This window comes from Aliinostoc sp. HNIBRCY26 (assembly GCF_050235535.1).
Lineage (GTDB): Bacteria > Cyanobacteriota > Cyanobacteriia > Cyanobacteriales > Nostocaceae > Trichormus.
The window spans coordinates 2,962,580-2,984,155 of sequence record NZ_CP189852.1 but is presented as its reverse complement, the minus strand read 5'-3'; the positions used below and the strand labels follow the sequence as shown (position 1 = coordinate 2,984,155).

Sequence of the window (21,576 nt, the reverse complement as noted above, 5' to 3'; positions counted from 1 at the left end):
GCACTCATCACTCAGCACTCATCACTCCCCTATAATCTAGCTAACAAATGGTCGCCTACCCGCAATGAATTAGCAATAATAGTCAGTGTGGGATTCACAGCCGCACTAGAAGGAAAGAAACTGCTATCGACAACATAGAGATTATCAATGTCATGGGTACGACAATTTAAATCCAGTACCGATGTTGCGGGATCTTCCCCAAAGCGACAAGTTCCGCATTGATGCCCTACAGACTGGAGGGGCATGAGATTGCGGGGGTATAAACTAAAGGGAATACAATGTTCTGCCCGATCAACTTGTTTGAGGACATTTACCCAGCGTTGAGTCAGGCGATCGCTTGCCTCGCGGTTGTTGATTTGATACTCTAAATAAACTTTATCCCCTTTGACTCGCACTCGATTTTGCGGGTGTGGTAAATCTTCTGTCTGCAACCACCAACCCACGGTATGATCAGCAATGGTTCTCAATTCTGCTTCTGGTCTGAGTCTTAATAGTGGGGCTAGTAGGCTAGGCACTTCAGCCGGGAGCATATCTGCTAGAACATTGCCAGTATTTTGTACTAAACCCATCGGGTAGGGAAAATCAGGTTCACCCCAGTAAAAATCACTAATGGCGATCGTTTTTTGATATACTGAAAGATTAAGTTTTGTATTGAGTTGCACCATTGCTGTGCAAATATGCTTCATCAAGTTGCGCCCCACCTGATCAGAACTGTTGGCTAATCCTTGGGGATGTTGGTCATTAGCAGAATGCAGCAATAATGCGGCGGAGTTAATTGCACCACAAGCCACTACAACAATATCCCCTGTAAAAAATTGGGTTTCCCCATTAACTTCAGTTTCAACCCTGGTAACTTCCCGCCCGGAAGGACTTGTGTGTAAACGAGTGACTTTAGCGTCGGTGAGTAAAGTGATATTGGGCTGGTAGCGGATATTCTGGATGCAATTCACTTCAGCATCAGCTTTACCTTGAGTTAAGCAGGGAAAACCATCGCAAGTATTACACCGAATACAGTTCCCCAAAGTTTTATCTACTTCGTTGAGTTTTAAGCCCAAGGGGAGATGAAAAGGGCTTAATCCCGCCTCCCGCTTGAGACTGTTAACTAATTCCTGCATTCGCGGTTCATGGTTTACTGGGGGATGGGGATAAGGTATGCTGCGGGGTGGCTCGGTAGGATCAAGACCATCTTGACCGTGAACATCGTAAAGCTGCTCGGCTTGAGTGTAATAAGGTTCAAAATCTGGATATTTTAGAGGCCATGCTGGGGAAATACCGTCTTGGTGTTTGACTTCCTCAAAGTCGCGTTCCCGTAATCGCAGTAAAGCTGCACCATAAACTTTGGTGTTACCTCCAACCCAATAATTCATTCCTGGACGGAAGGGTTTATCGTTGACATCATACCAATGTTCTTGGGTGTGATATCGCTCTAGTTGATAAACTTCTAAGGCACTCCAGTTTTCTTTTTCTCTGGGTAAAAATTTTCCTCGTTCTAAGATTAAAATCTTTTTTCCACTGGGCGCGAGGTGGTAGGCTAAAGTCCCGCCACCTGCACCAGTTCCGATGATAATTACGTCATAATGTGTGTTGGTTGTCATGGTTGTTTAGGCCTCTTGGATATTTCGGTGTTGCGGGAAGGAGAAAGGCTCACGCATACCGCTAAAGCGGAACCCGCAGGGTAGGCGCATTCGCGTAGCGTCTCGTAGAGAAGACGCAAAGAAAGGCGCAGAAGATTATTGAGATAGGTAGTATTGTTTTGTGATTCTGGGATAGGCTAGGGATTTGGACTTTTAATCCAATATTGGTAAGGTTTAGTAACTAATTTTCTTTTTTCCCCCTGCTCCCTGCTCCCTGCCCCCTTGCCTACACAGTGATAGGATATTTTTTAAGTTGGAAGTCCCTTATTCTCTTGACATGGGTAGGCTGTCGCTCAAGTTGATAGTGCCGTTACGGTTGTAGTTACAGCGAAAAATGCAGCGTTTGTGGTTGTCGTGGTGTAGTTTGGCACATTTGACGGCACGGCTGCCAAACAGATATTTGTATACTTCCGATGCTAGTAACATTCCTGAAGGTGGAACGATGACATATAGCCAAAATGCTGTCCAAATTTGGGCGGGTAAGGCTGAGGCTAGGCTGCGGGCTGGGTTCATGCCAAAGCCAGAGATGGGAGCAGCAAAAAAAATGTACAATATCACCAGTAATCCAGCAAATAATCCTGTAAAGCGATTGAGTTTTTGATTATTGCTAACTATCAAGACTGTCATCATCATGACAAAGGCAATGATGATTTCACTGAATAGGGCTGCAACCCAACCTAGTGTCCCTGGTACGGTGACAATGTAGTTGATGGGTGGTTTGGTGAATACTTGACCGAACAAGATTGCTACTAGATAAATACCCAACAATCCCCCCAAGCATTGAAACAGGATGTAGAAAATAGCGTCTTGTTGTTTGACTTTTCCTAAACGATAGAAAGTGAGGGTGACGGCGGGATTCATATGTGCGCCAGATTGTTGACCCCAAGGGGAATAAATCAGGGAAATTGCTGTTAAACCCATGACTACACCAGTTAAAAACCGCCGCATATCACCATTGGGAATTGCTTGATGAATGGGAGAACTAGGATACTCAAACACACAAGTAAACACACCAGCCGCAATCATAAATATCCCCAGTTCTGCCGCTTCCATTAAGTATTCCGGCAGGTGTTTTCTGAATGTTTCCATGCTTCAAGATAGGGGTGTAATATCAATTCAAAATTCAAAATTCAAAATTCAAAATTAAGAAATCCAAAATCTAAAATCAAAAGTTTTCCTGTGCTTTGTGTTCAGCATTTTGGAGAATCATGGCTGCAACTAATCCTGTCCAACCTGTTTGATGACTGGCTCCAATTCCTGCACCGTTATCGCCGTGAAAGTATTCGTAGAACAAGATATAGTTGCGCCAATGGGGATCGGATTGCAAGGTTTCTTGACCACCATACACTGGACGACGACCGGCTGTATCCTGCTTGAAAATGTCGATGAGGCGATTAGATAGGGCGATCGCTACTTCTTTAAGTGTCATTTTTTGCCCTGAACCTGTGGGGAATTCTACTTGTAGGTCATCCCCAAAGTAGTCATAAAATTTCCATAGGGCTTCTATAATTAAGTAGTTGACGGGAAACCAAATCGGCCCGCGCCAGTTGGAATTGCCCCCAAATAAACTAGTAGTTGATTCGGCGGGTTCGTAGCGGACGCAGTAATCGTTCTGCCCTTCGTGTAATATATAGGGATGTTCAAGATGATACTTAGAGACTGCGCGGATTCCGTAGGGACTTAAGAATTCGCTTTCGTCTAACATTCTTTGCAGGATACGTTGCAGTTTACTCCGATAGGCGATCGCTAATAGTCTTCTTGCCCCTACTCCTGGTGTTTCCATACAAGCAACGTTATTTTTTAAGTCGGGACGGTTGCGAATAAACCACATCATGCGGCGTTTAAAGCCGGGAAACCTTTCTAATGTGGCTAGTTCCAACACGTTAACGGCATAGAGAGGAATTAACCCCACCATTGAACGCACTTTCAGAGGTAGTTGCCTGCCATCAGGTAAATGTAAGGCATCATAATAAAAGCCGTCTTCTTCATTCCAAAGAGAAATATCTGCATTCCCAATACCATCAATGGCATCGGCAATATAGAGGAAATGTTCAAAGAACTTGCTAGCAATATCTTCATAGGTAGCATCCTCCTTGGCAAGTTCCAAGGCGATCGCTAACATATTTAAACAGTACATTCCCATCCAGCTTGTACCGTCGGCTTGGTTGAGATGTCCGCCTGTGGGTAGTTCTTTGCTCCTGTCAAATACTCCAATATTATCTAATCCCAAAAATCCGCCCTGAAAGACGTTTCTACCCTCTACGTCTTTGCGATTCACCCACCAAGTAAAGTTCAACAATAATTTGTGAAAGACTTTTTGTAAAAAAGCGCGATCGCTTCTTTGATAAATCTTCTGTTCAATTTCATAAACACGCAAGGCAGCCCAAGCTTGCACAGGTGGGTTAACATCACTAAAAGCCCATTCATAAGCAGGCATCTGTCCATTAGGCTGCATATACCATTCTCGTGTCAATCGGTCTAATTGCAGCTTGGCAAAATCTGGATCGATGACAGCTAAAGGAATCAGATGAAAGGCTAAATCCCAAGCAGCAAACCAAGGATATTCCCATTTATCGGGCATGGAAAGAATATCTTCACTAAATAACGAAATCCATTCATGGTTACGTCCTGTTTTTCGTGCGGCTGGTGGTGGAGGTTGCCCAGGGTCGCCATTTAACCAATTATGGACGACATAGTGATAATATTGCTTACTCCAGAGTAGTCCAGCAAAAGCCTGTCGCTGAATGTTGCGTTCATCCTCTGAGATGGGGAAGGGACAAAGGCGATTATAAAACTCATCTGCTTCCGCAATGCGTGTTTGGAAAGTTGTGTCAAAATATGCGCCAAAGGGGTCAGCTAAAGTCTGCACATCACTCAAACGCAGACGTACAATTTTAGTCTCCCCTGGTGCGATGTCTAATTGATAATGAGCCGCAAATTTTGTACCGATGCGGTTGGGATTGACGGCTGTGGTTTTGCCATTAACTACATATTCATTAATGCCATCTTTGACATAGGGTGAACCATTTTCAAAACCAAACAGGCGTTCGTAGTTAGTTTCATTCTCAGTAAATAGGAGTTCAGCATCTCCTTGGCAATACAACCAGCGAGTCCCCAAGGTTGAATGATTAGCTTCAATTAAACTGAAGTTGCTGTCTGACTGCACCACTTTGATAAAAGGCTTTTCAGCTTCAGGATTCCAAGCCCAAAGATTGCGAAACCAGAGTGTCGGTAAAAGATGGAGACTGTGAGAATGGGAACTACGATTAGCGATCGCTATTTGAATTAAAATATCATCCGGTGTGGCTTTGGCATACTCAACAAACACATCAAAATAACGGTTATCAGCAAAAATACCCGTGTCTAGTAACTCAAATTCCGGCTCATACTTGCTACGGCGTTGATTTTCCTCCACCAATTGCGTATAGGGAAATGCCTGTTGGGGATATTTATACAAGCATTTCATATAGGAATGGGTGGGCGTGTTGTCAAGATAGAAGTAATATTCTTTAACATCCTCACCGTGATTGCCTTCTGTTCCCGTCAGTCCAAATAGGCGTTCTTTAAGAATCGCATCATTACCATTCCACAGAGCGATCGCAAAACACAAACGCTGACGACTATCAGAAATCCCTGCAATTCCATCCTCACCCCAACGATAAACACGCGATCGCGCCTGATCATGGGGAAAATAATCCCAAGCCGTCCCATTGTCACTATAATCTTCTCGTACCGTACCCCACTGGCGATCGCTCAAATAAGGCCCCCAGCGTTTCCAGTAAGCGACACGTTCTTGATCCAACCGTAATCTGATTTCTTCTGGAGTCATACCAATTCAAAATTCGTCTTGAAGAATGATTAATACTCGCCGATCAGTCTGAGAACTCCATTAATGAGTTATTAATACTGGCTAATAGACCTGCAAAATTGTTATGGGGCATGGGGCATGGGGAATTGGGCATAGGGCATGGGGCATTGAAATCATTCCCCCTTGTCTCCCTTGTCTCCCTTGTCTTCCTTATCTCCCCTGCCCCCCTGCCTCTTCCTCCCTGCCTCTTACCCCCTCACTGTTCCTGATAATTCCACAGCAAGCCACCATCAACAAAGAATGTTGTGCCTGTGACATAATCCGAATCAGCAGAAGCTAAAAAGGCCACAAGAGATGCAACATCTTTTGGTTGTCCTAATCGTCCCAAGGGAATGTTCTTTAAAAGTGCGCCCAACTTTTCGGGATCGTTTAAAAGTTTGGTATTAATGGGTGTTTCAATTGCTCCTGGTGCAACATTGTTAATCGTAATCCCGTGAGGAGCTAGTTCAACGGCTAAGTTACGGGTGAGCATTTTTAAACCGCCTTTACTCACACAGTAAGCTGCAAAGTGAGGAAAGGGTAATTCTTCGTGGACGGAACTAATATTAATGATTTTGCCTGGTTGCTTGGTGTCTAGCAAATGTTTAACAAATGCTTGTGTCGCAAAAAATACACCCTTGAGATTCACGTTCATGACGGCATCATAATCTTTTTCCGTCACATCCCAAAAATCAGCGTTTTTTTCGATCCCGGCATTGTTCACTAAAATATCCAACCTACCGAAGTGAGCAATACTATCAGCAATCATACGCTGTACGTCGGTAACGATTCCTGTATCGGCTTGAATTGTTAAACCGTCTACCATGTGACATTTACCGCCAGCTTCTTTCACCTGCGCTAAGGTTGCTTCCGCGCCTTCGGGGTGAGAACGGTAATTAATGACAATACTTGCTCCTTCCTGTGCCAACCGAATTGCGATCGCCTGTCCTATCCCTTGGCTACTACCAGTAACCAACGCCACTTTTCCTTCTAGTTTCATATCCATCCCTCTGATACTAACGTTGGTTGGAATTCGCTAAACACCAAGTAAAAATTAGGACTTATACCAATTTTGGATTTTACTAAGATATGGGTTTCTGAGATAATCATCCTTACCAGATGGGTTTACTCTATAAAATCAACAAAATTTTGTCCCTATACTGAAGTCAGAGTTTTTCGCATAAGGAAAGTTTAGTCTTTGATTGTCGTTGAGACTAGGAAATTACCTTAACTTATGGCTAGTAGTCCACCACATAAATTATGACAAGTCATAGATAACCGACTTTTTTAAAAAAGTTGGGTATCTGAACACCCGCAACCTCTCAAAATCAATCTTGTGAAATACTACTTTTGAGATTGCTGTATTTTCGGAGGAAAAATTAAGTACGTCCCGCCCAAGCCTTCTACAATAGTGCGCGTATTGGCGGCGATCATATTTTGGTAAGTGTCTGCATAACTTCCCGTTTCTCCTAAGTCTTGAGTATATAGTTGCCTTTCTGATAGTTTTACATCTGCGGCTGCGGCTACTGATTCTATTAGCCTAGTTTGGACATTATTCTCTACAAAAACAGTAGGTACTTTTGACTTTTGGATATAGCGGACTAAATTCTTTACTCTTTGCTCTGTAGCTTGATTTTCATTCCCGAAACTGGCAGCAGGAATACCATAATTTTTGGTGTAATAGTCTATAGCATTATTAGTTGTAATTACTCTGAGTTTATCTTTAGGAATACTAGCAATTCTAGATTTAACCCATTTATCTAACTGAGTAATTTGGTTTTTAAGATTTTTAGTATTTTCTTGATATATATCAGAGTTATTAGGAGAAATTTTCTTTAAGTTATTATTAATAACATCTACCATTCTCACGGCATTTTTAGGATTATGCCAAATATAAGGATTGACCACTGAACGACCATTAACTATAAATCTTTGCGGTTTAGGAACGGCAATTTGGCTAACAGGAACTTGCAGGGATTTATTATTACTATTATTAATTGTTTTAATTAATTGTGGTTCTAGATTGTAGCCATTGTAAAAGATTAATTTAGCTTGAGCGATCGCCGCCCGGTCTTCTGGTGTTGGTTGATAGTTTCTAGCATTAGTATTAGGAGGTATTATACAAGTAAGATTAATGGTATTTTCGGCAACTTGCCTCACTAAATCACAGAGTACATTAGTAGTCGCTACCACTTGGGGCAGATTTTCATTATCTATTGTAGAAGTTTGAGTAAATGATGTATTTACTGCTTGATTTCCGCAACCAAAGCAGGCAATTGTCAAGCACAATAATCCCAGTCGAGAAGTAGTATTTTTGATTAGTTTTTTTAACATAAACTATCACCAATCTTTGGCTAAGGGAACTAACAGAGGTTTGTTATACCAATTCACTAAAATTCTGATACAGAGCCAAACCCAACAACCCTTGTCAAGTCAGGATTTATCAATTGCGTTAGCGTAGCGGGACGTTAGTCCATTGCGAATTGCGTTAGCGGAAGCGGGGCGTTTAGCCCATTGCGTTAGCGTTCGCGGTAGGGTCTCGTAGAGAAGCGGGAAGTTAGTCCATTGCGAATTGGTATTACCTATTCTCTATTTCTTGTTTCCCCGTTCAATTCATGAAAAATAAGATCCCTAACTTCTTGTAGAAATTAGGGATCTGATACTTTTTGATTTTAACAATTAAAAATCTACGGATGGCAATTTACCTTGTAAAAGTTGAAATTTAGACTTTAAGCAATTAGCACAATTACAACCTAGTTGTTCCGTAATCGGATTAGATGTGGAAGTTAAATGAGGAACTACTATATTTTCAAAAGACTGTACAGATTCTACCGCAATACCTTGATAGTCAAATGTAGGTTTTGGATTAGCATTAGCTGGACTAGCTACCATAATTATGGATGCTATAAATACAGGACAAGCTAATAAAATTAATTTCAGTAGTCTCATAGTTACCAATATTCTAGTTGGTTGTTGCTACAGCATAGCCAATTTTATTAGCTAGCTTCAACTAACTCACCACTCCTAACTCAGCAATCACCACTCATCACCGGCTAGACGCCGCGCTACCGCTAACAGCACTCAACCACGACCAAACCCTTGAGCGCGTAAAACTTTTGACCAAATGAGGATTTCGCCTTGGTCGCCACCTGCGGCTAAAAATTTGCCTTGGGGATGCCAAGCTAAGGTGGAAAAACCATCAGTAACGCCTGTGAGAATTTGGGATACTTGTTTGGCTTTGTTCCACAAGCACAACCAACCATCTGTAGCCGCAGACGCAAGCAGCAAGCTATTGGGTGCAAAAGCGATTGCATTTATCACACCTACATGATTAGTTAACACTCGCGCTTCCCAACCCAAGTTTTCATCCTCTAGCTTTTCCCAAACCACGATTCCTTCGACGCTGGAAGTAGCTAATAATGGCGCGCCGATTTTTGTTTTAACTTCTGACCAAGCAATCTGGCGAATCTTCCCAGGAAAGCCACGCATTACCCAAGGATCGGGGTTATTCCACTCTAAAACGGTGACGCTGCGATCCATGTTACCGGAAGCCACAAATTTACCATCAGTAGACCAACCCATCGCTACGCTAACAGTCGGCATACTCAGAATATATGGTTCTTCATCCCAGTTTTGGGCGTGCCAAATTTTAACTCCTTGATTTCCCCCAATGGCGAGATATTCCCCATCAATGCGCCAATCGATACTCAAAGCCGAAGAGTCAGCAAAATTTACAGTAGCGACAACTTCACTAGTATCAGCATCCCAAACTTGCACATAACGCCCTAAACTAAATGCCAACTGGTTATTAACATGATTCCAAGCTAATTTATCTACCCAAGCTGGCGCATTTTCCAGAGTGGCAATTAATTCTTGTCCGCGCCAAATCTTTACCCGTCCATCTTGTCCACCCACAGCCAGAAATTGACCATCCCTGGAGAAAGCCACACAATCGACTGATTGACCATTACCAGATTGCAGGGTCGTTAATAAACCATCTCGCCAAATTACCACTTCCCCAGCCGCCGAAGTAGCAGCCAGAGAATCACCCTTGGGCGACCAGGCGATCGCAGTGACATAATCTGCTAATGTCCCTGAATAATGTTCTTCAAATTCTTTAGATTTGCTGGTTGTTGTGTTCATAAATTGGGGACTGGGGATTGGGGACTGGGGATTGGGGACTGGGGACTGGGGATTGGGAATGGGAAAATAAGCAAGACAAGGGAGATTTTAATTCTATGCCCCATGCCCCATGCCCCATGCCCTATGCCCAAATTAAACAAAGCAAGCTAGAAAATCTTGTTTTAATTGTGCTTCATCAAGGTTGCGACCGATGAAAACTAGTTCATTTTTGCGTTTTTCGTCAGCTTTCCACGGTCTATCAGGTCTACCATCAAATAGCATATGCACACCTTGAAAGACAAATCTATTATCTTCTCCAGCAATATTTAAAATGCCTTTCATGCGGAAGATGTCTGGCCCTTTGGTCTGCAATAATTGTGATAGCCAAGCGTTTAATTTTTCCCCATCAATTTCCCCATCCTGAACTAAGGCGGTAGAAAAAACAGTCTCATCGTGTTCGTGGGCATCTTCTCCTAAGAAATTGGGATCTATTTCTAAGGCGCGGCTTAAGTCAAAGGCTTTAACACCTAACAAGGCATCCATTGATAATTCGGAGTTACGGGTGCGATAAATTTTAGCGATCGCATTCATATCGCGAATCCGCTTTTCTAATTCATCTAATTCTGCTGCTGCCACTAAATCTGTTTTATTAAGTAAAATGACATCGGCAAATGCAATCTGTTCTTGGGCTTCGTCGGCATCCCAATGTTGCCAAATATGTTTAGCATCCACTACTGTCACTACGGCATCTAATGACATTTGACCTTGCATATCTTCATCTACAAAAAATGTCTGAATAACTGGTGCAGGGTCGGCTAATCCTGTGGTTTCTATCACTAAATGGTCAAATTTATCCCGCCGCTTCATTAAATTACCAATAATGCGGATTAAATCACCTCTAACTGTACAACAAATACAGCCATTATTCATTTCAAATATTTCTTCGTCGGCATTAATAACTAATTGATTATCAATACCTACTTCCCCAAATTCATTGACGATCACAGCTACTTTTTTACCGTGTTCGTAGGTGAGGATGTGATTAAGTAAAGTTGTTTTTCCTGCCCCTAAATAGCCAGTTAAAACAGTAACGGGAACTGAATTGGTGATTACTTCCGCCACCATATTTTTAAACCTCTTATCTCACCTTATGGATAATCATTATCACCATGATAAATCTTTTCAGATTTTTGCGTGGATTTGCCATGATTGCTCACGCCAATTACTACTATGTTTTGTTTCTAGATTTATCTATATTCATAAATATTCACAATTAGCCGATAAGCTTCTACTTTTTAACAAATTCTTCATTGACAAGCAAGTCGATAAAATGATAACCGTTATCACTAACAAAAATTATACTTTAATGGAGAAACCCAGTGGTTTCAAAATACACTAGCGGCTGGCGCAAGCAAGCTTCTCTTGCTGTGGGCTTGTTTTTGGCTACACCATTTTTAATAGGAAATCATCACTCATCAAGCCGTTACAAGGTATAAGTAAAATCATTGACTAACATTCCTGGGACTAGACTTCCGCCTAGTTGACGACTTTCGTATGTACCAACTTCAGGAATGAGTTCTTGAAAGTTGGTAAAGTCAATTAAATTCTCTCCCCAGAAGCGATAGAGGCTTTCATCAAAGCGCAGGTTTTCTATAGGCGCGACAATTTCACCGTTTTCCACCCAAAAACAAGCATAACGAGTCATACCTGTAATTCTACCCGTAGGGCGATCGCTCCAGTTTAAGTAATGCAAATTAGATACATATAAGCCTGTATCTAAACTAGGTAAAATTTGGTCATATTCTAAATTACCTGGACTAATTTCTGGCGCACGTAAAGTTTCGGAACTATTAGCACCGTTAGCGATTTTTTCATATTCTTTTGCAGTGCGAGAATTAATCAAAGTATTGATTAAAATACCATTGGCAATGATTGGGAGTTCGAGATTGGCGATTTCTCCTAATTCATTAAATCGCGGTACTAATCCCCGTTGAAAATTTTCTTTTAAATTGAATAAAGGAGATAATTCTTTTTCTTGACGCGATAAACCTGCTAAAGCACTGTTTCCTTGCTGGATATCTGCTTCACTTACAGCACCCCATGAAAGCATACTTAATAAATCAGCAACAGCCGCAGGCGCAAAGTAAGTTTTGTATTGTCCCCTTGGTAATTCCTTCGGTGTACTAGATAGTAATTTCAGTTGTTTTTTACCTTCGCTAATTTTAGCAGCATAGGCTGTTGCATCCCAATTACTACCAGCGAATATCCCTTTAACGGCTTGTCCAGATTCGATAAATAAAGAATAGTCTAATGTAAAGGAATCAGTGGCAAACCAATGTTTTTGTCCACTAGAATCCCCATAGGCTCTAATGACAATTCCTCCAGCATATATACCAGTAAAATCTAATTCTTTAACTTCTTCTAAAATATTGGCAACTAATATATCTTCTGACAGCAAATTACCTATATTGACCTCATGACTGGCATTATTTCCTGATGGTAAAACCAAGTAGGGATCAACAGGCAATACAGGTAATTCATCCCTGAGTTCCAGTAACGCATGGTATGCTACTTGCCAGTCAATTTCCCCGTTGCCAGTAAAAGGAAATTGACGAAAACTGCTGCGCTTATTGGTCATGAGGGTTAATTCTACCCAGCCATCAGCCACATAACCAGTTTGCCGAACTTTGGCATGATTCAACCGAGTAAATTGACTGCGTTCACAGTTTAATTTGATCGTAAATTCCTCATTTTCTGCTTTTTTTGCCAACAGAGTTTCTAATATTTGATTAAAACTTGCTTCTAAATTTGAGATTTCTTGTTTCATATTGGGACTGGGGATTGGGGACTTATAAATTCAAAATTCAAAATTCACAATTCAAAATGAAAGAAGGATTGGGGATTGGGGACTGGGGACTGGGAAAAGGAGACAAGGGAAGGTGGACAAGGTAGACAAGGAGAGAAGTCTGAGCGGAGGTTTCCTCCGAGCAGAACTTCGGAGAGACAAAGTAGAATTTATTTCTCCATCAACACTCAACACCGGCTAAACGCCGCACTACCGCTAACAAAACTCATTACTCATTACTCATTACTCATTACTCAGCACTCATTACTCAGCACTCATTACTCAGCACTCATTACTCAGCACTCACCACTCAGCACTCACCACTCCTCCTAACTTCCTCCGCCAAAAACTTCGACATCAGCAAATACACATACTGGCGAACCGTGTCCTACCCAAATTGCTTGGTTGGGTTCGCCTTTACCACAAAAAGGTGTACCGTACATTTCCCAGTTGGAATCATTACCAACTTGAATTAAACTGTGCCAAAACTCTGGGGTTGTGGCTCGGTAGTTAGGATTACGGAGAGTTTTGGTAAGTTTACCATTTTCGATTAATTTGGCATACTCACACCCAAATTGAAATTTATAACGGCGATCGTCTATTGACCAAGAACGGTTAGACTCCATGTAAACACCGTGTTCGATATTACTAATGATCTCGTCAAAGCTGGCGTTACCTGGTTCTAAATTGAGGTTAGCCATGCGGTCGATAGGTGCGCGATTCCAAGAGGATGCGCGCGCACAGGCGACTCCTGGAACACCTGCTCTAGCTTGACTTTCTAAACTACCTAAACCCCTTTGTAATACACCATCTTTGATTAAATATTCCCGTGTAGCGACTGCGCCTGTGTCATCAAAGCCGTAGCTAGCGTATTCACCCTCGACGGTGGGATCAAAGGTAATATTCATCAAGGGTGAGCCGTAAACCAATGTACCGAAATCACTAGTCTTGACAAAACTACCGCCGGCGTAGTTGCGCTCATCTCCTAAAATCCGGTCAAGTTCTAGGGGATGTCCGACACTTTCATGAATTTGTAACATCATTTGGTCGGGGGCTAAAACTAAATTGGTGCGGGTGGTGGGACATTCTTCGGCTGTTAACAGTTCTATGGCTTGTTCGCCGATTTGCTGCACCTGTTGCCATAAATTCTCTCGGTGTAACAGTTCCATCCCACCCTGATAACAGTGTGCCTGCCAACCGTTATTGCTGCGTTGTTGGACTATTGCCCCATCTTGAGCGATCGCCCCATAATTAGTTCCCAAAGAGATAAACTTTTGATACACCTCAGAACCATTACTGCTGACGAACCAACTCTCTTTTTGATTGGTGTTGACGTTAGCTGAAGTTTGGACAATGTTGTCGTTTATTTTCAGAGTGTGACAAATCCGCACCAGTAAATCATTAATTTCTCCTGGACATAAAGCATCCAGGGGTTGTAAAAATGGCGAGTTATATTCACCCACAACTTTGGGACGTTCCGTAACTCGGAAAGGATAAATCCACCACTCACTAGCAGCAAGTGCTTGTTTATACGCTATTTCCGCCGCCGCTTGTAAAGATGGTAATTCTAGAGAATTAGTTGCAGCGTAACCCAGACAGCCATTAACTAAAACCTCTAGCATGGCTCCCATTGTCGTAGATTTGCCGTTAGCTTGCGGCAAACCATCACGTACATAATGGTTAGCAGCAGTTTCCTTTACAACTCGGATACCGATCCAATCAGCAGGTATTTTAAAACTAGCGATCGCTTTTGTTAATTCTGACCACATAATGACTTGAGTAAGTAGTGAGTGCTGAGTGCTGTTAGCGGTAGCGCGGCGTTTAGCCGGTGCTGAGTAATGAGTGCTGAGTGCTGAGTGCTAAGAGAGAAATAAATTCTACCTTGTCTACCTTGTCCCCAATCCCCAATACTTCGACAAGCTCAGTACAAGTCCCCAGTCCCCATTCCCCATTCCCCAGTCCCTAATTTCGATGCCAACGCGTACCTTGCGGGCTATCAATTAAAGTTATACCTTGAGCTTGTAATTCGTTGCGGATGCGATCGCTTTCGGCAAAGTTTTTGGCTTTGCGCGCGTCTTGTCTTTGCTGAATTAGAGCCTCAATGTCGGCATCACTTAAACCATCTTTTGTTATGGTTTCATCATCTGGGGCGGCTTCTAAACCCAAAACTTTAGCCAAGGTAATTAGGGTGTACCATTGGCGGTGGAGTTCGTCGGGAGGGGTTTTGGTTTTTCCTTCATGCACCAAAATATTGCCTTCCCGGCGGAGTTCTTTGGCTAATTCAAATAACACCGCTAAACCACCGGAGAAATTAAAGTCATCATCGCCTAATTCTTGAAAGCGGCTAACCAATTCAGGAATCATCAAATTCCCCCCTGCTCCCCTGCTCCCCTGCTCAAGAGCTTGTTCACCCCATCCCAGTTTTGCACCGTATTGTGAACCAAAAAGTAAGCCTTCCTTGAGGGTTTTCCAGCTATTTTCCGCAGTGGCGATCGCTTCGTCGGTAAAATCTAAAGGCTTGCGGTAATGTGCCTGTAAAACAAATAATCTTACCGCCATTGGGTTGACTGGTTCACCATGCCAATTTCCGTTCCCATCTAATAATTCTCGAATGGTGATGAAATTACCCAGGGATTTTGACATTTTCTGACCATTCACCATGACCATCCCGTTATGTGTCCAGTAACGCGCCAGTGGTTTATTAATAGCGGCTTCCGACTGAGCAATTTCATTTTCATGGTGGGGAAAAATCAAATCACCACCACCGCCATGAATATCGATTGTCTCTCCTAATCTAGACCGAATCATCGCCGAGCATTCAATGTGCCATCCTGGACGACCTTCACCCCAAGGCGAACTCCACGCAGGTTCACCTGGTTTTGCTCCCTTCCACAAAGCAAAATCAAAGGGGTGTTGCTTTTTCGCTTCTGATTCTTCTGCATCTAGCCGACCGCTAGCACCTGCTTGCATTTGCTCTAGTTCTCTACCGGAAAGCTTGCCATAAGCAGGAAATTTTTCTACACGGTAATAAACATCACCACCAACGGCGTAGGCTAGACCTTTTTCTTCTAGAATTTGAATCAGTTGATGAATTTCAGGAATATGCTCAGTCACACGGGGATACTCATCCGCGTCCATGACATTTAAACGCCGGATATCTTCAAAATAGGCATCAATAAAGCGGTTAGATACCGCTTCCATTGTTGAACCTTGTTCTTTAGCCCGGTTAAGAATTTTATCATCGATATCCGTAAAATTTTGGATATAGGTGAGTTCAAAGCCACGCCATATTAAATAACGGCGAATTGTATCCCACACAATATAGGAACGTGCATGACCCAAATGGCAGTAGTCATAAACTGTGACACCGCAGCAATACATCTTAACTTTGCTTGGTTCTACGGTTTCAAACGGTTCTTGACGACGTGTGAGTGTATTGTAAATAGTTAGGGTCATAACACAGTAACTTTGAAATAGAGATACGCGATAATAGGATAAAACAACAAGAATAATTATCCAGCATCCCTATGCTAGTACATCACGGCAGAAATACAACGACCATTTAAAAACAGTGCAAAGGGCGGAAATTTAACTCTTAAGACTTTTGACGTTACTAGCATTTTTAACTTTTCTCGAAGTTTCTAATTTTTTGATTACAGTCTTATGCAATCAGCAGTTACAACCAATTCTCAACCAATGGACGCTCCCAAGCAAGGAATGCCAGTAACAATTATTACTGGATTTCTGGGTAGTGGTAAAACCACCTTACTTAACCATATCCTCAGCAATCAACAGGGTTTAAAAACCGCCGTTTTAGTCAATGAATTTGGGGAAATCGGCATCGATAACGAGTTAATTGTTTCCACTGATGAGAACATGGTGGAACTGAGTAACGGTTGTATTTGCTGCACTATTAATAATGATTTAGTTGATGCCGTATATAAAGTTTTAGAACGGGAAGAAAAGCTAGATTATTTAGTTGTAGAAACTACAGGACTAGCTGATCCTCTACCAGTAGCTTTAACTTTTCTGGGTACAGAATTACGGGATTTAACCCGGCTAGATTCAATTATTACTGTGGTAGATGCAGCTAATTACAGTTTAGATTTATTCAACTCCCAAGCAGCTTACAGTCAAATTGCCTACGGCGATGTGATTATTTTGAACAAAGCGGATTTAGTTGATGAAGCTACATTAGAGGAATTAGAAGGAAAAATCAACGAAGTCAAAGAAGGAGCAAGGATTTTAAGAACGACGCGATCGCAAGTTGCTTTACCTTTAATCCTGAGTGTGGGACTGTTTGAATCTGACAAATATTTTGACACAGTTGATGAGCATGATCACGACCATCATGATCATGACCATGATCATTCAACCTGTGGTCACGACCATCACGACCACGACCACGACCATTCAAACTGCGGTCACGACCATCACGACCATCACGACCATGACCACCATCATCATTCCAACCACTTAGAAAATGATGGTTTTACTTCCATATCCTTCCAAAGTGATCAGCCTTTATCTATTCGCAAATTCCAATATTTTCTAGATAACCAGTTACCGACAAATATCTTCCGCGCCAAGGGGATCATGTGGTTTGATGAGAGTCCTAAACGTCACATTTTTCACTTGTGCGGTAAGCGTTTCACCTTAGATGATGATGACTGGAAAGGCGAACCCAAAAATCAGTTAGTGTTGATTGGTCAAAATCTAGACAAAGAAACCTTACTTTCTCAATTAGAAAACTGTCTTTGTCTTCCTTCTACCAACAGAGGTAAAGGTTTTGGGAAATAGCTAATTATTAAAGACGCGATGAATCGCGTCTTTAATTTTGTCTGAAGTTGACTTCAATCTTATTGCAGCAACCGTTTTCTGCGGCTGTTGATTCCCAGCATTCCTAAAACTAAGATTCCGCCGATGATAGATGGTTCAGGTACAGAAGTAACGCTGACATCATCTATATTTAGCCCATCATGGTTAACTCTAGCAAAGAATTTTAATTCTGTAGTAGATGATGTAGCTACAAACTTATATTGATATTTGGTGAATCCTTGAAAAGTAGTGTCTACTTTTTCATCGATGACATTACCACCTAAATATGTTCGCAAAATATTACCGAGTAAGGGGTTGTTTGGTGTGGACTCTTCAGACGATGCTAGGGTGTAACTCAGTAAGTATTCCTGACCCGCCACTGTGTTCAAAACCTGTGAAATGAAGCCAATTCCACGCAATTCTAAACTGCGAAATCCGGTGTCAGGATAATTGGATTCTCGAAAACCATACCAACCATATCCGGTGGGGTCACTATCATTGACCCATCCCGTAATATAGGGATTAGGCAATGTGGGATCAACAGGACTAACAAGCGGGTCTACTTCAAAACCACTATTAACGACAATATTTTCAGGATCTACAAAATAGTCGGGACTATCGTTAGGGTCGGGAATGTAGTATGTATCGGTATCTGGATAGTCAATATTTCCACCAACTGCGGGTACTGATGGTTGAACCTCCCCAGGATTTACACCAGTAATTGTAATTGTTTGCTCTGATGTTGGTGCTTCGTCTACAGCTTCAACACTAACGTTATCAAGGAAAAAGAAACCGTTGGGATTTCTGTAGCCAAATTTGAGTTCTGTAGTTGTGTCTGTAGCCAGAAAGTTGTATGTGTAATCTGTATAAGGGTTATATGAATCAGTGGTAAAGGGTTTAAAAGGAATATTATTGAGCTGATAAATTTTGCTACCACCGATAAAAGCTTGAAAGGTGTTATCTGTAAACTGTGGCCAGTCGTCTGTTTTCAGTTTGTATGTTAATTTGTATACCTGTCCAGGAGTTGTAGCTAGATTTTGTGATAAGTAACCAAAGTCTAAATATCCTCCACCCCTCAGAGTGCTTTTACCAGTACCGTATGTATCATAGTAACCTACAATTGCGTCGTAGTTTCCCTTGATGACGCTAATCCATTGAGATGTAGGGTTATCACTAGTTTTAGTCCAGCCAGTAATGTTGGGGTTATTAGTCCAGGTAGCAGTGTCATCGGGACTGTAGCTGGGATTGTAACTAGAATCCAGTTCAAAATCACCATTAAACACAAGATTTACCGCCTGCGCTTGGGGGATTTCAATACTAGTAACTATGACAGCACCGATCGCAGCACTAGTTACACCAGTTACAAAATGCTTTATTTTTGTTGATTTCATGAGGATTTACTTCCTGATTTCCAATGTCAAGACAATTGCAGACAGGAGAATGTACACACCGTGATTGCAATAACTGGTGTGTATACTCGACTGCATCGAAAGCACTGTTACCTTGCGATCGCCAGACTTTCGCGTTGGATTAGCCTAAAGAATTTAATTGGTGACGAAACCAAGATGGTACTCAGCAGTGTGAGTTACGTAATTTCTCGTAAATGAGAACTCAACTCCAACAATACCAAAAAAGTTGGTTGTATTTACACTATTAGTTGGTATTTCAAGATTAATTCAGTAATACATATGAACTGTATTGGCTGACAAAAAGTTTATAAATGAAGCATTTTTGAGACACAAAAAGCTAAAGACTTAATACCAACTAAGTTGGAAAAATCAAGAAACTATCACTTAAAGCCAATTTATCAAGTCAATATCAAGTAGGGTGTGTTAAAGCTGTGTCAAGATTTAGGCTTGTGAGCAAATAATATCTAGTGGCTGTTCCAAAAAGATCACTATTATGCGTGTAATTGTCCAGCGAGTGAAATCGTCTCAAGTTAGTGTTAACGGTGAAATCATTGGCAAAATTGGCCGAGGCTTGAATTTACTCGTGGGTATTGCTGACACAGATACAGATGTAGAACTTGATTGGATGGTGCGTAAATGTCTAGAGTTACGCCTATTTCCCGATGCAGAAGACGGCGACAGATGGCAAAAATCTGTACAGGAAATTGGTGGTGAGTTATTAGTAGTTAGCCAATTTACCCTCTACGGCGACTGTCGCAAAGGTCGCCGTCCCTCCTTCGACCGTTCAGCCAACCCTTCCCAAGCTGAGGAATTGTATAACAGTTTTGTAGCGAAGTTAAAAGCTAGTGGTTTGCTAGTAGAAACAGGTAAATTCGGCGCAATGATGCAAGTGAGTATCGAAAATGATGGGCCAGTAACTTTGATGTTGGAAAAAGAGTCAATGGTTAATAGTCATTAGTCAATAGTCATTAGTCAATAGTCATTAGTCAATAGTCATTAGTCAATAGTCATTAGTCAATAGTCATTAGTCAATAGTCATTAGTTTTTCTCCTCCCTTGTCTCCCTTGTCTACCTTGTCTCCTCTTCCCCAATACTTCGACAAGCTCAGTACAAGTCCCCAATCCTTCTTTAATTTTGAATTTTGAATTTTGAATTTTGAATTGATAAGTCCCCAGTCCCCAGTATTCAATTCCCACCAAATGATGAGAGAATATTAAACTAATGATTACAAAACTTTAAATTCATTCATCATGGCGAAAATCCAGTTTTCCAGGGGACTTGACGAAGACGTAATTCCAGAGGTACGGTTGACGCGATCGCGCAGTGGTGACACTGGTACAGCAACGTTTATTTTTAATAATCCCAAGATTTTAGACCAAGCTACTACTGAAGATATTACTGGGATGTACTTAATTGATGAAGAGGGAGAACTGATTACCCGTGAGGTAAAAGCTAAGTTCATCAACGGTAAACCAGAAAGCTTAGAAGCTGTTTACTTGATGAAATCTAGCGAAGAATGGGATCGCTTTATGCGCTTTATGGAGCGATACGCCAAAGAAAATGATTTAGGATTTAGTAAATCCTAAGTGGTCAAATTTTTAGTTAATCCCTAAATATATCTACTGTACTTTCAATCAAATAAACACCAAAATCTATATCACCGCTAAATCTCCAAGGGTTAGCGGTGAAAGTTTTAGGAGAGAAAAAGTTTAATATGCGAGTCAATCCTATAGCAGTCACTCTAGTTGTTTCAATGGTAGCAATGCAGAGTGCTTCCGCGCGAAATATCGACATCACAAGTCAGCCTTTTATGCGGGCTGCGCTGACGGTAATGACGTTTGATTATTTTGCCGCCAAATGCAAACAGCGTGGAGGGTTTAAGCCTGATGATGCAGGCAAAATTGCCACTTGGGAAAAAGCAAATGGTGTGGCGCAAATTAGATCGCGCTTGAGTGAGTTTGAGCGTTATCCCACCCAAAAGCGTCAACTCGAACAGGCGTTAGCTATTATTACCAACAAAGTTGAAGAACAAAGTAATAGTATTGATACTTGTCAGGCGGCGTTGTCACTTTCTGGGCTACCCGAAGCACAGTTTGCCAAAATATCACCCGAAATTTTAGCCCCAGTCAGCAAACCACCCCAAAACCGTCAGGAAACCGTTAAACCACCAGCTTCGAGAAATGCGATCGCACCCTCTGGTGTAAGCTCACAAACCGTGGCTCAAATCCATAGTTTTGGTTTCAATACTCGACCCAAAATAGGTATTGGTGGTTTTGTGGCTCTCGATATTTATCCTATTGTTCTTTTTCGCAATGGAGAAGTGCTGACCGACGTGGAAGGATTGTCTTTTAATGGTGGTTTGACAGCCCATAAGCGTGCAAACCCCAAAGACTGGACGCGTTGGCGCAATCAGGGCGGGAAACTGCAAATTGCTACTAAAGACGGATGGGAAAACTTACCTTTTCAAACAACCTATGGCAAATTACCAGATAACTTCAAACTCGATGGGTTGTTTCGTTCACTCTCTGGTACGGGAACGGTTGCAATTGGAGGTAGCCAATCTGTAGCAGTTTGGCAAGACTATCGCTTTTCACCAGATGGCCGAGTTGTGCGCGGTCGAGGTGCAGGTGGACAGTCCGAATTTGGCGATTCATCGGTTGTTACCAACAACATCGCACCAAATCAACGCGGTCGCTATCGGATACAAGGGTTAACCTTAAATATCACTTATGACGATGGTTCACAAGAACGCCGCATTTTAATTACTGATCCCAAAGATCCCAAAAGTGCCATTTGGCTCGATGGAATCAGCTACGTACGCCGCAAGCAGTAGTTTTTTTATGACCAATTATTTCTTGATGGTACAAGCCTTCCCGTTCGCGGTAGCGTTACCAAGCATTG

Annotated in this window: 18 protein-coding genes; 5 read left to right on the top strand and 13 right to left on the bottom strand. The window is 41.9% G+C overall.

All coding sequences use genetic code 11. The features are described from left to right. Positions 1-29: 29 nt before the first annotated feature. The 12 genes from ACQFX9_RS12745 to cysS all read right to left on the bottom strand — a co-directional run bounded on the left by ACQFX9_RS12745 (position 30) and on the right by cysS (position 15,904). Positions 30-1,595 (bottom strand): GMC oxidoreductase, encoded by a 1,566-nt coding sequence (locus ACQFX9_RS12745; protein WP_427162342.1) that lies wholly within the window; start codon positions 1,593-1,595, stop codon positions 30-32. Positions 1,596-1,898: 303 nt separating this feature from the next. Beyond that, on the bottom strand, positions 1,899-2,723 hold the full coding sequence (locus ACQFX9_RS12740; RefSeq protein WP_427162341.1) for an aquaporin: 825 nt from the start codon (positions 2,721-2,723) through the stop codon (positions 1,899-1,901). A 76-nt stretch (positions 2,724-2,799) separates the two neighbouring features. After that, on the bottom strand, positions 2,800-5,463 hold the full coding sequence (locus tag ACQFX9_RS12735) for an MGH1-like glycoside hydrolase domain-containing protein (protein WP_427162340.1): 2,664 nt from the start codon (positions 5,461-5,463) through the stop codon (positions 2,800-2,802). A 235-nt stretch (positions 5,464-5,698) separates the two neighbouring features. Beyond that, positions 5,699-6,481: a glucose 1-dehydrogenase gene (locus ACQFX9_RS12730; RefSeq protein ID WP_427162339.1), complete on the bottom strand. Its 783-nt coding sequence runs from the start codon at positions 6,479-6,481 to the stop codon at positions 5,699-5,701. 344 nt (positions 6,482-6,825) lie between these two features. Continuing rightward, complete coding sequence (locus ACQFX9_RS12725; protein WP_427162338.1) at positions 6,826-7,815, bottom strand: metal ABC transporter solute-binding protein, Zn/Mn family; 990 nt, start codon at positions 7,813-7,815, stop codon at positions 6,826-6,828. Between the two features lie 345 nt (positions 7,816-8,160). Further along, on the bottom strand, positions 8,161-8,430 hold the full coding sequence (locus ACQFX9_RS12720; RefSeq protein WP_427162337.1) for a hypothetical protein: 270 nt from the start codon (positions 8,428-8,430) through the stop codon (positions 8,161-8,163). A 132-nt stretch (positions 8,431-8,562) separates the two neighbouring features. Continuing rightward, positions 8,563-9,624 carry a WD40 repeat domain-containing protein gene (locus ACQFX9_RS12715; protein ID WP_427162336.1) on the bottom strand — a complete coding sequence of 354 codons (1,062 nt, stop codon included), beginning with the start codon at positions 9,622-9,624 and terminating at the stop codon, positions 8,563-8,565. Further along, a complete protein-coding gene (locus ACQFX9_RS12710; RefSeq protein WP_427162335.1) occupies positions 9,599-9,742 on the bottom strand; it encodes a hypothetical protein in 144 nt (47 codons plus the stop codon). Before ACQFX9_RS12710 ends, ACQFX9_RS12715 begins: the two co-directional genes overlap by 26 nt. A 14-nt stretch (positions 9,743-9,756) precedes the next feature. After that, positions 9,757-10,728, bottom strand: a complete 972-nt coding sequence (locus ACQFX9_RS12705) for a CobW family GTP-binding protein (protein ID WP_427162334.1) — start codon at positions 10,726-10,728, stop codon at positions 9,757-9,759. A gap of 358 nt (positions 10,729-11,086) precedes the next feature. After that, positions 11,087-12,430 (bottom strand): TldD/PmbA family protein, encoded by a 1,344-nt coding sequence (locus ACQFX9_RS12700; protein ID WP_427162333.1) that lies wholly within the window; start codon positions 12,428-12,430, stop codon positions 11,087-11,089. 347 nt (positions 12,431-12,777) lie between these two features. Next, positions 12,778-14,217 carry a TldD/PmbA family protein gene (locus ACQFX9_RS12695; protein WP_427162332.1) on the bottom strand — a complete coding sequence of 480 codons (1,440 nt, stop codon included), beginning with the start codon at positions 14,215-14,217 and terminating at the stop codon, positions 12,778-12,780. Between the two features lie 193 nt (positions 14,218-14,410). Further along, positions 14,411-15,904 carry a cysteine--tRNA ligase gene (gene cysS, locus ACQFX9_RS12690; RefSeq protein WP_427162331.1) on the bottom strand — a complete coding sequence of 498 codons (1,494 nt, stop codon included), beginning with the start codon at positions 15,902-15,904 and terminating at the stop codon, positions 14,411-14,413. A gap of 207 nt (positions 15,905-16,111) precedes the next feature. On the opposite strand from cysS, the gene ACQFX9_RS12685 reads away from it, so the two are divergent. Next, entirely contained in the window at positions 16,112-17,248 is a 1,137-nt protein-coding gene (locus tag ACQFX9_RS12685; protein WP_427162330.1) for a CobW family GTP-binding protein, read from the top strand. A 59-nt stretch (positions 17,249-17,307) separates the two neighbouring features. On the opposite strand, the gene ACQFX9_RS12680 is transcribed toward ACQFX9_RS12685, so the two are convergent. Further along, positions 17,308-18,657 (bottom strand): DUF642 domain-containing protein, encoded by a 1,350-nt coding sequence (locus ACQFX9_RS12680; protein WP_427162329.1) that lies wholly within the window; start codon positions 18,655-18,657, stop codon positions 17,308-17,310. Between the two features lie 60 nt (positions 18,658-18,717). Here ACQFX9_RS12680 and ACQFX9_RS12675 point away from each other — a divergent pair, with 60 nt between their 5' ends. From ACQFX9_RS12675 to ACQFX9_RS12660, 4 genes are all read left to right on the top strand, one after another. Further along, positions 18,718-18,873, top strand: coding sequence for a hypothetical protein (locus ACQFX9_RS12675; protein WP_427162328.1), 156 nt, complete (start codon positions 18,718-18,720; stop codon positions 18,871-18,873). Positions 18,874-19,168: 295 nt separating this feature from the next. Next, positions 19,169-19,633 (top strand): D-aminoacyl-tRNA deacylase, encoded by a 465-nt coding sequence (dtd, locus tag ACQFX9_RS12670; protein ID WP_427162327.1) that lies wholly within the window; start codon positions 19,169-19,171, stop codon positions 19,631-19,633. 292 nt (positions 19,634-19,925) lie between these two features. Continuing rightward, positions 19,926-20,261, top strand: a complete 336-nt coding sequence (gene psb28 / locus ACQFX9_RS12665; RefSeq protein WP_427162326.1) for a photosystem II reaction center protein Psb28 — start codon at positions 19,926-19,928, stop codon at positions 20,259-20,261. Between the two features lie 98 nt (positions 20,262-20,359). Further along, complete coding sequence (locus tag ACQFX9_RS12660; RefSeq protein WP_427162325.1) at positions 20,360-21,508, top strand: hypothetical protein; 1,149 nt, start codon at positions 20,360-20,362, stop codon at positions 21,506-21,508. Positions 21,509-21,576 lie beyond the last annotated feature (68 nt).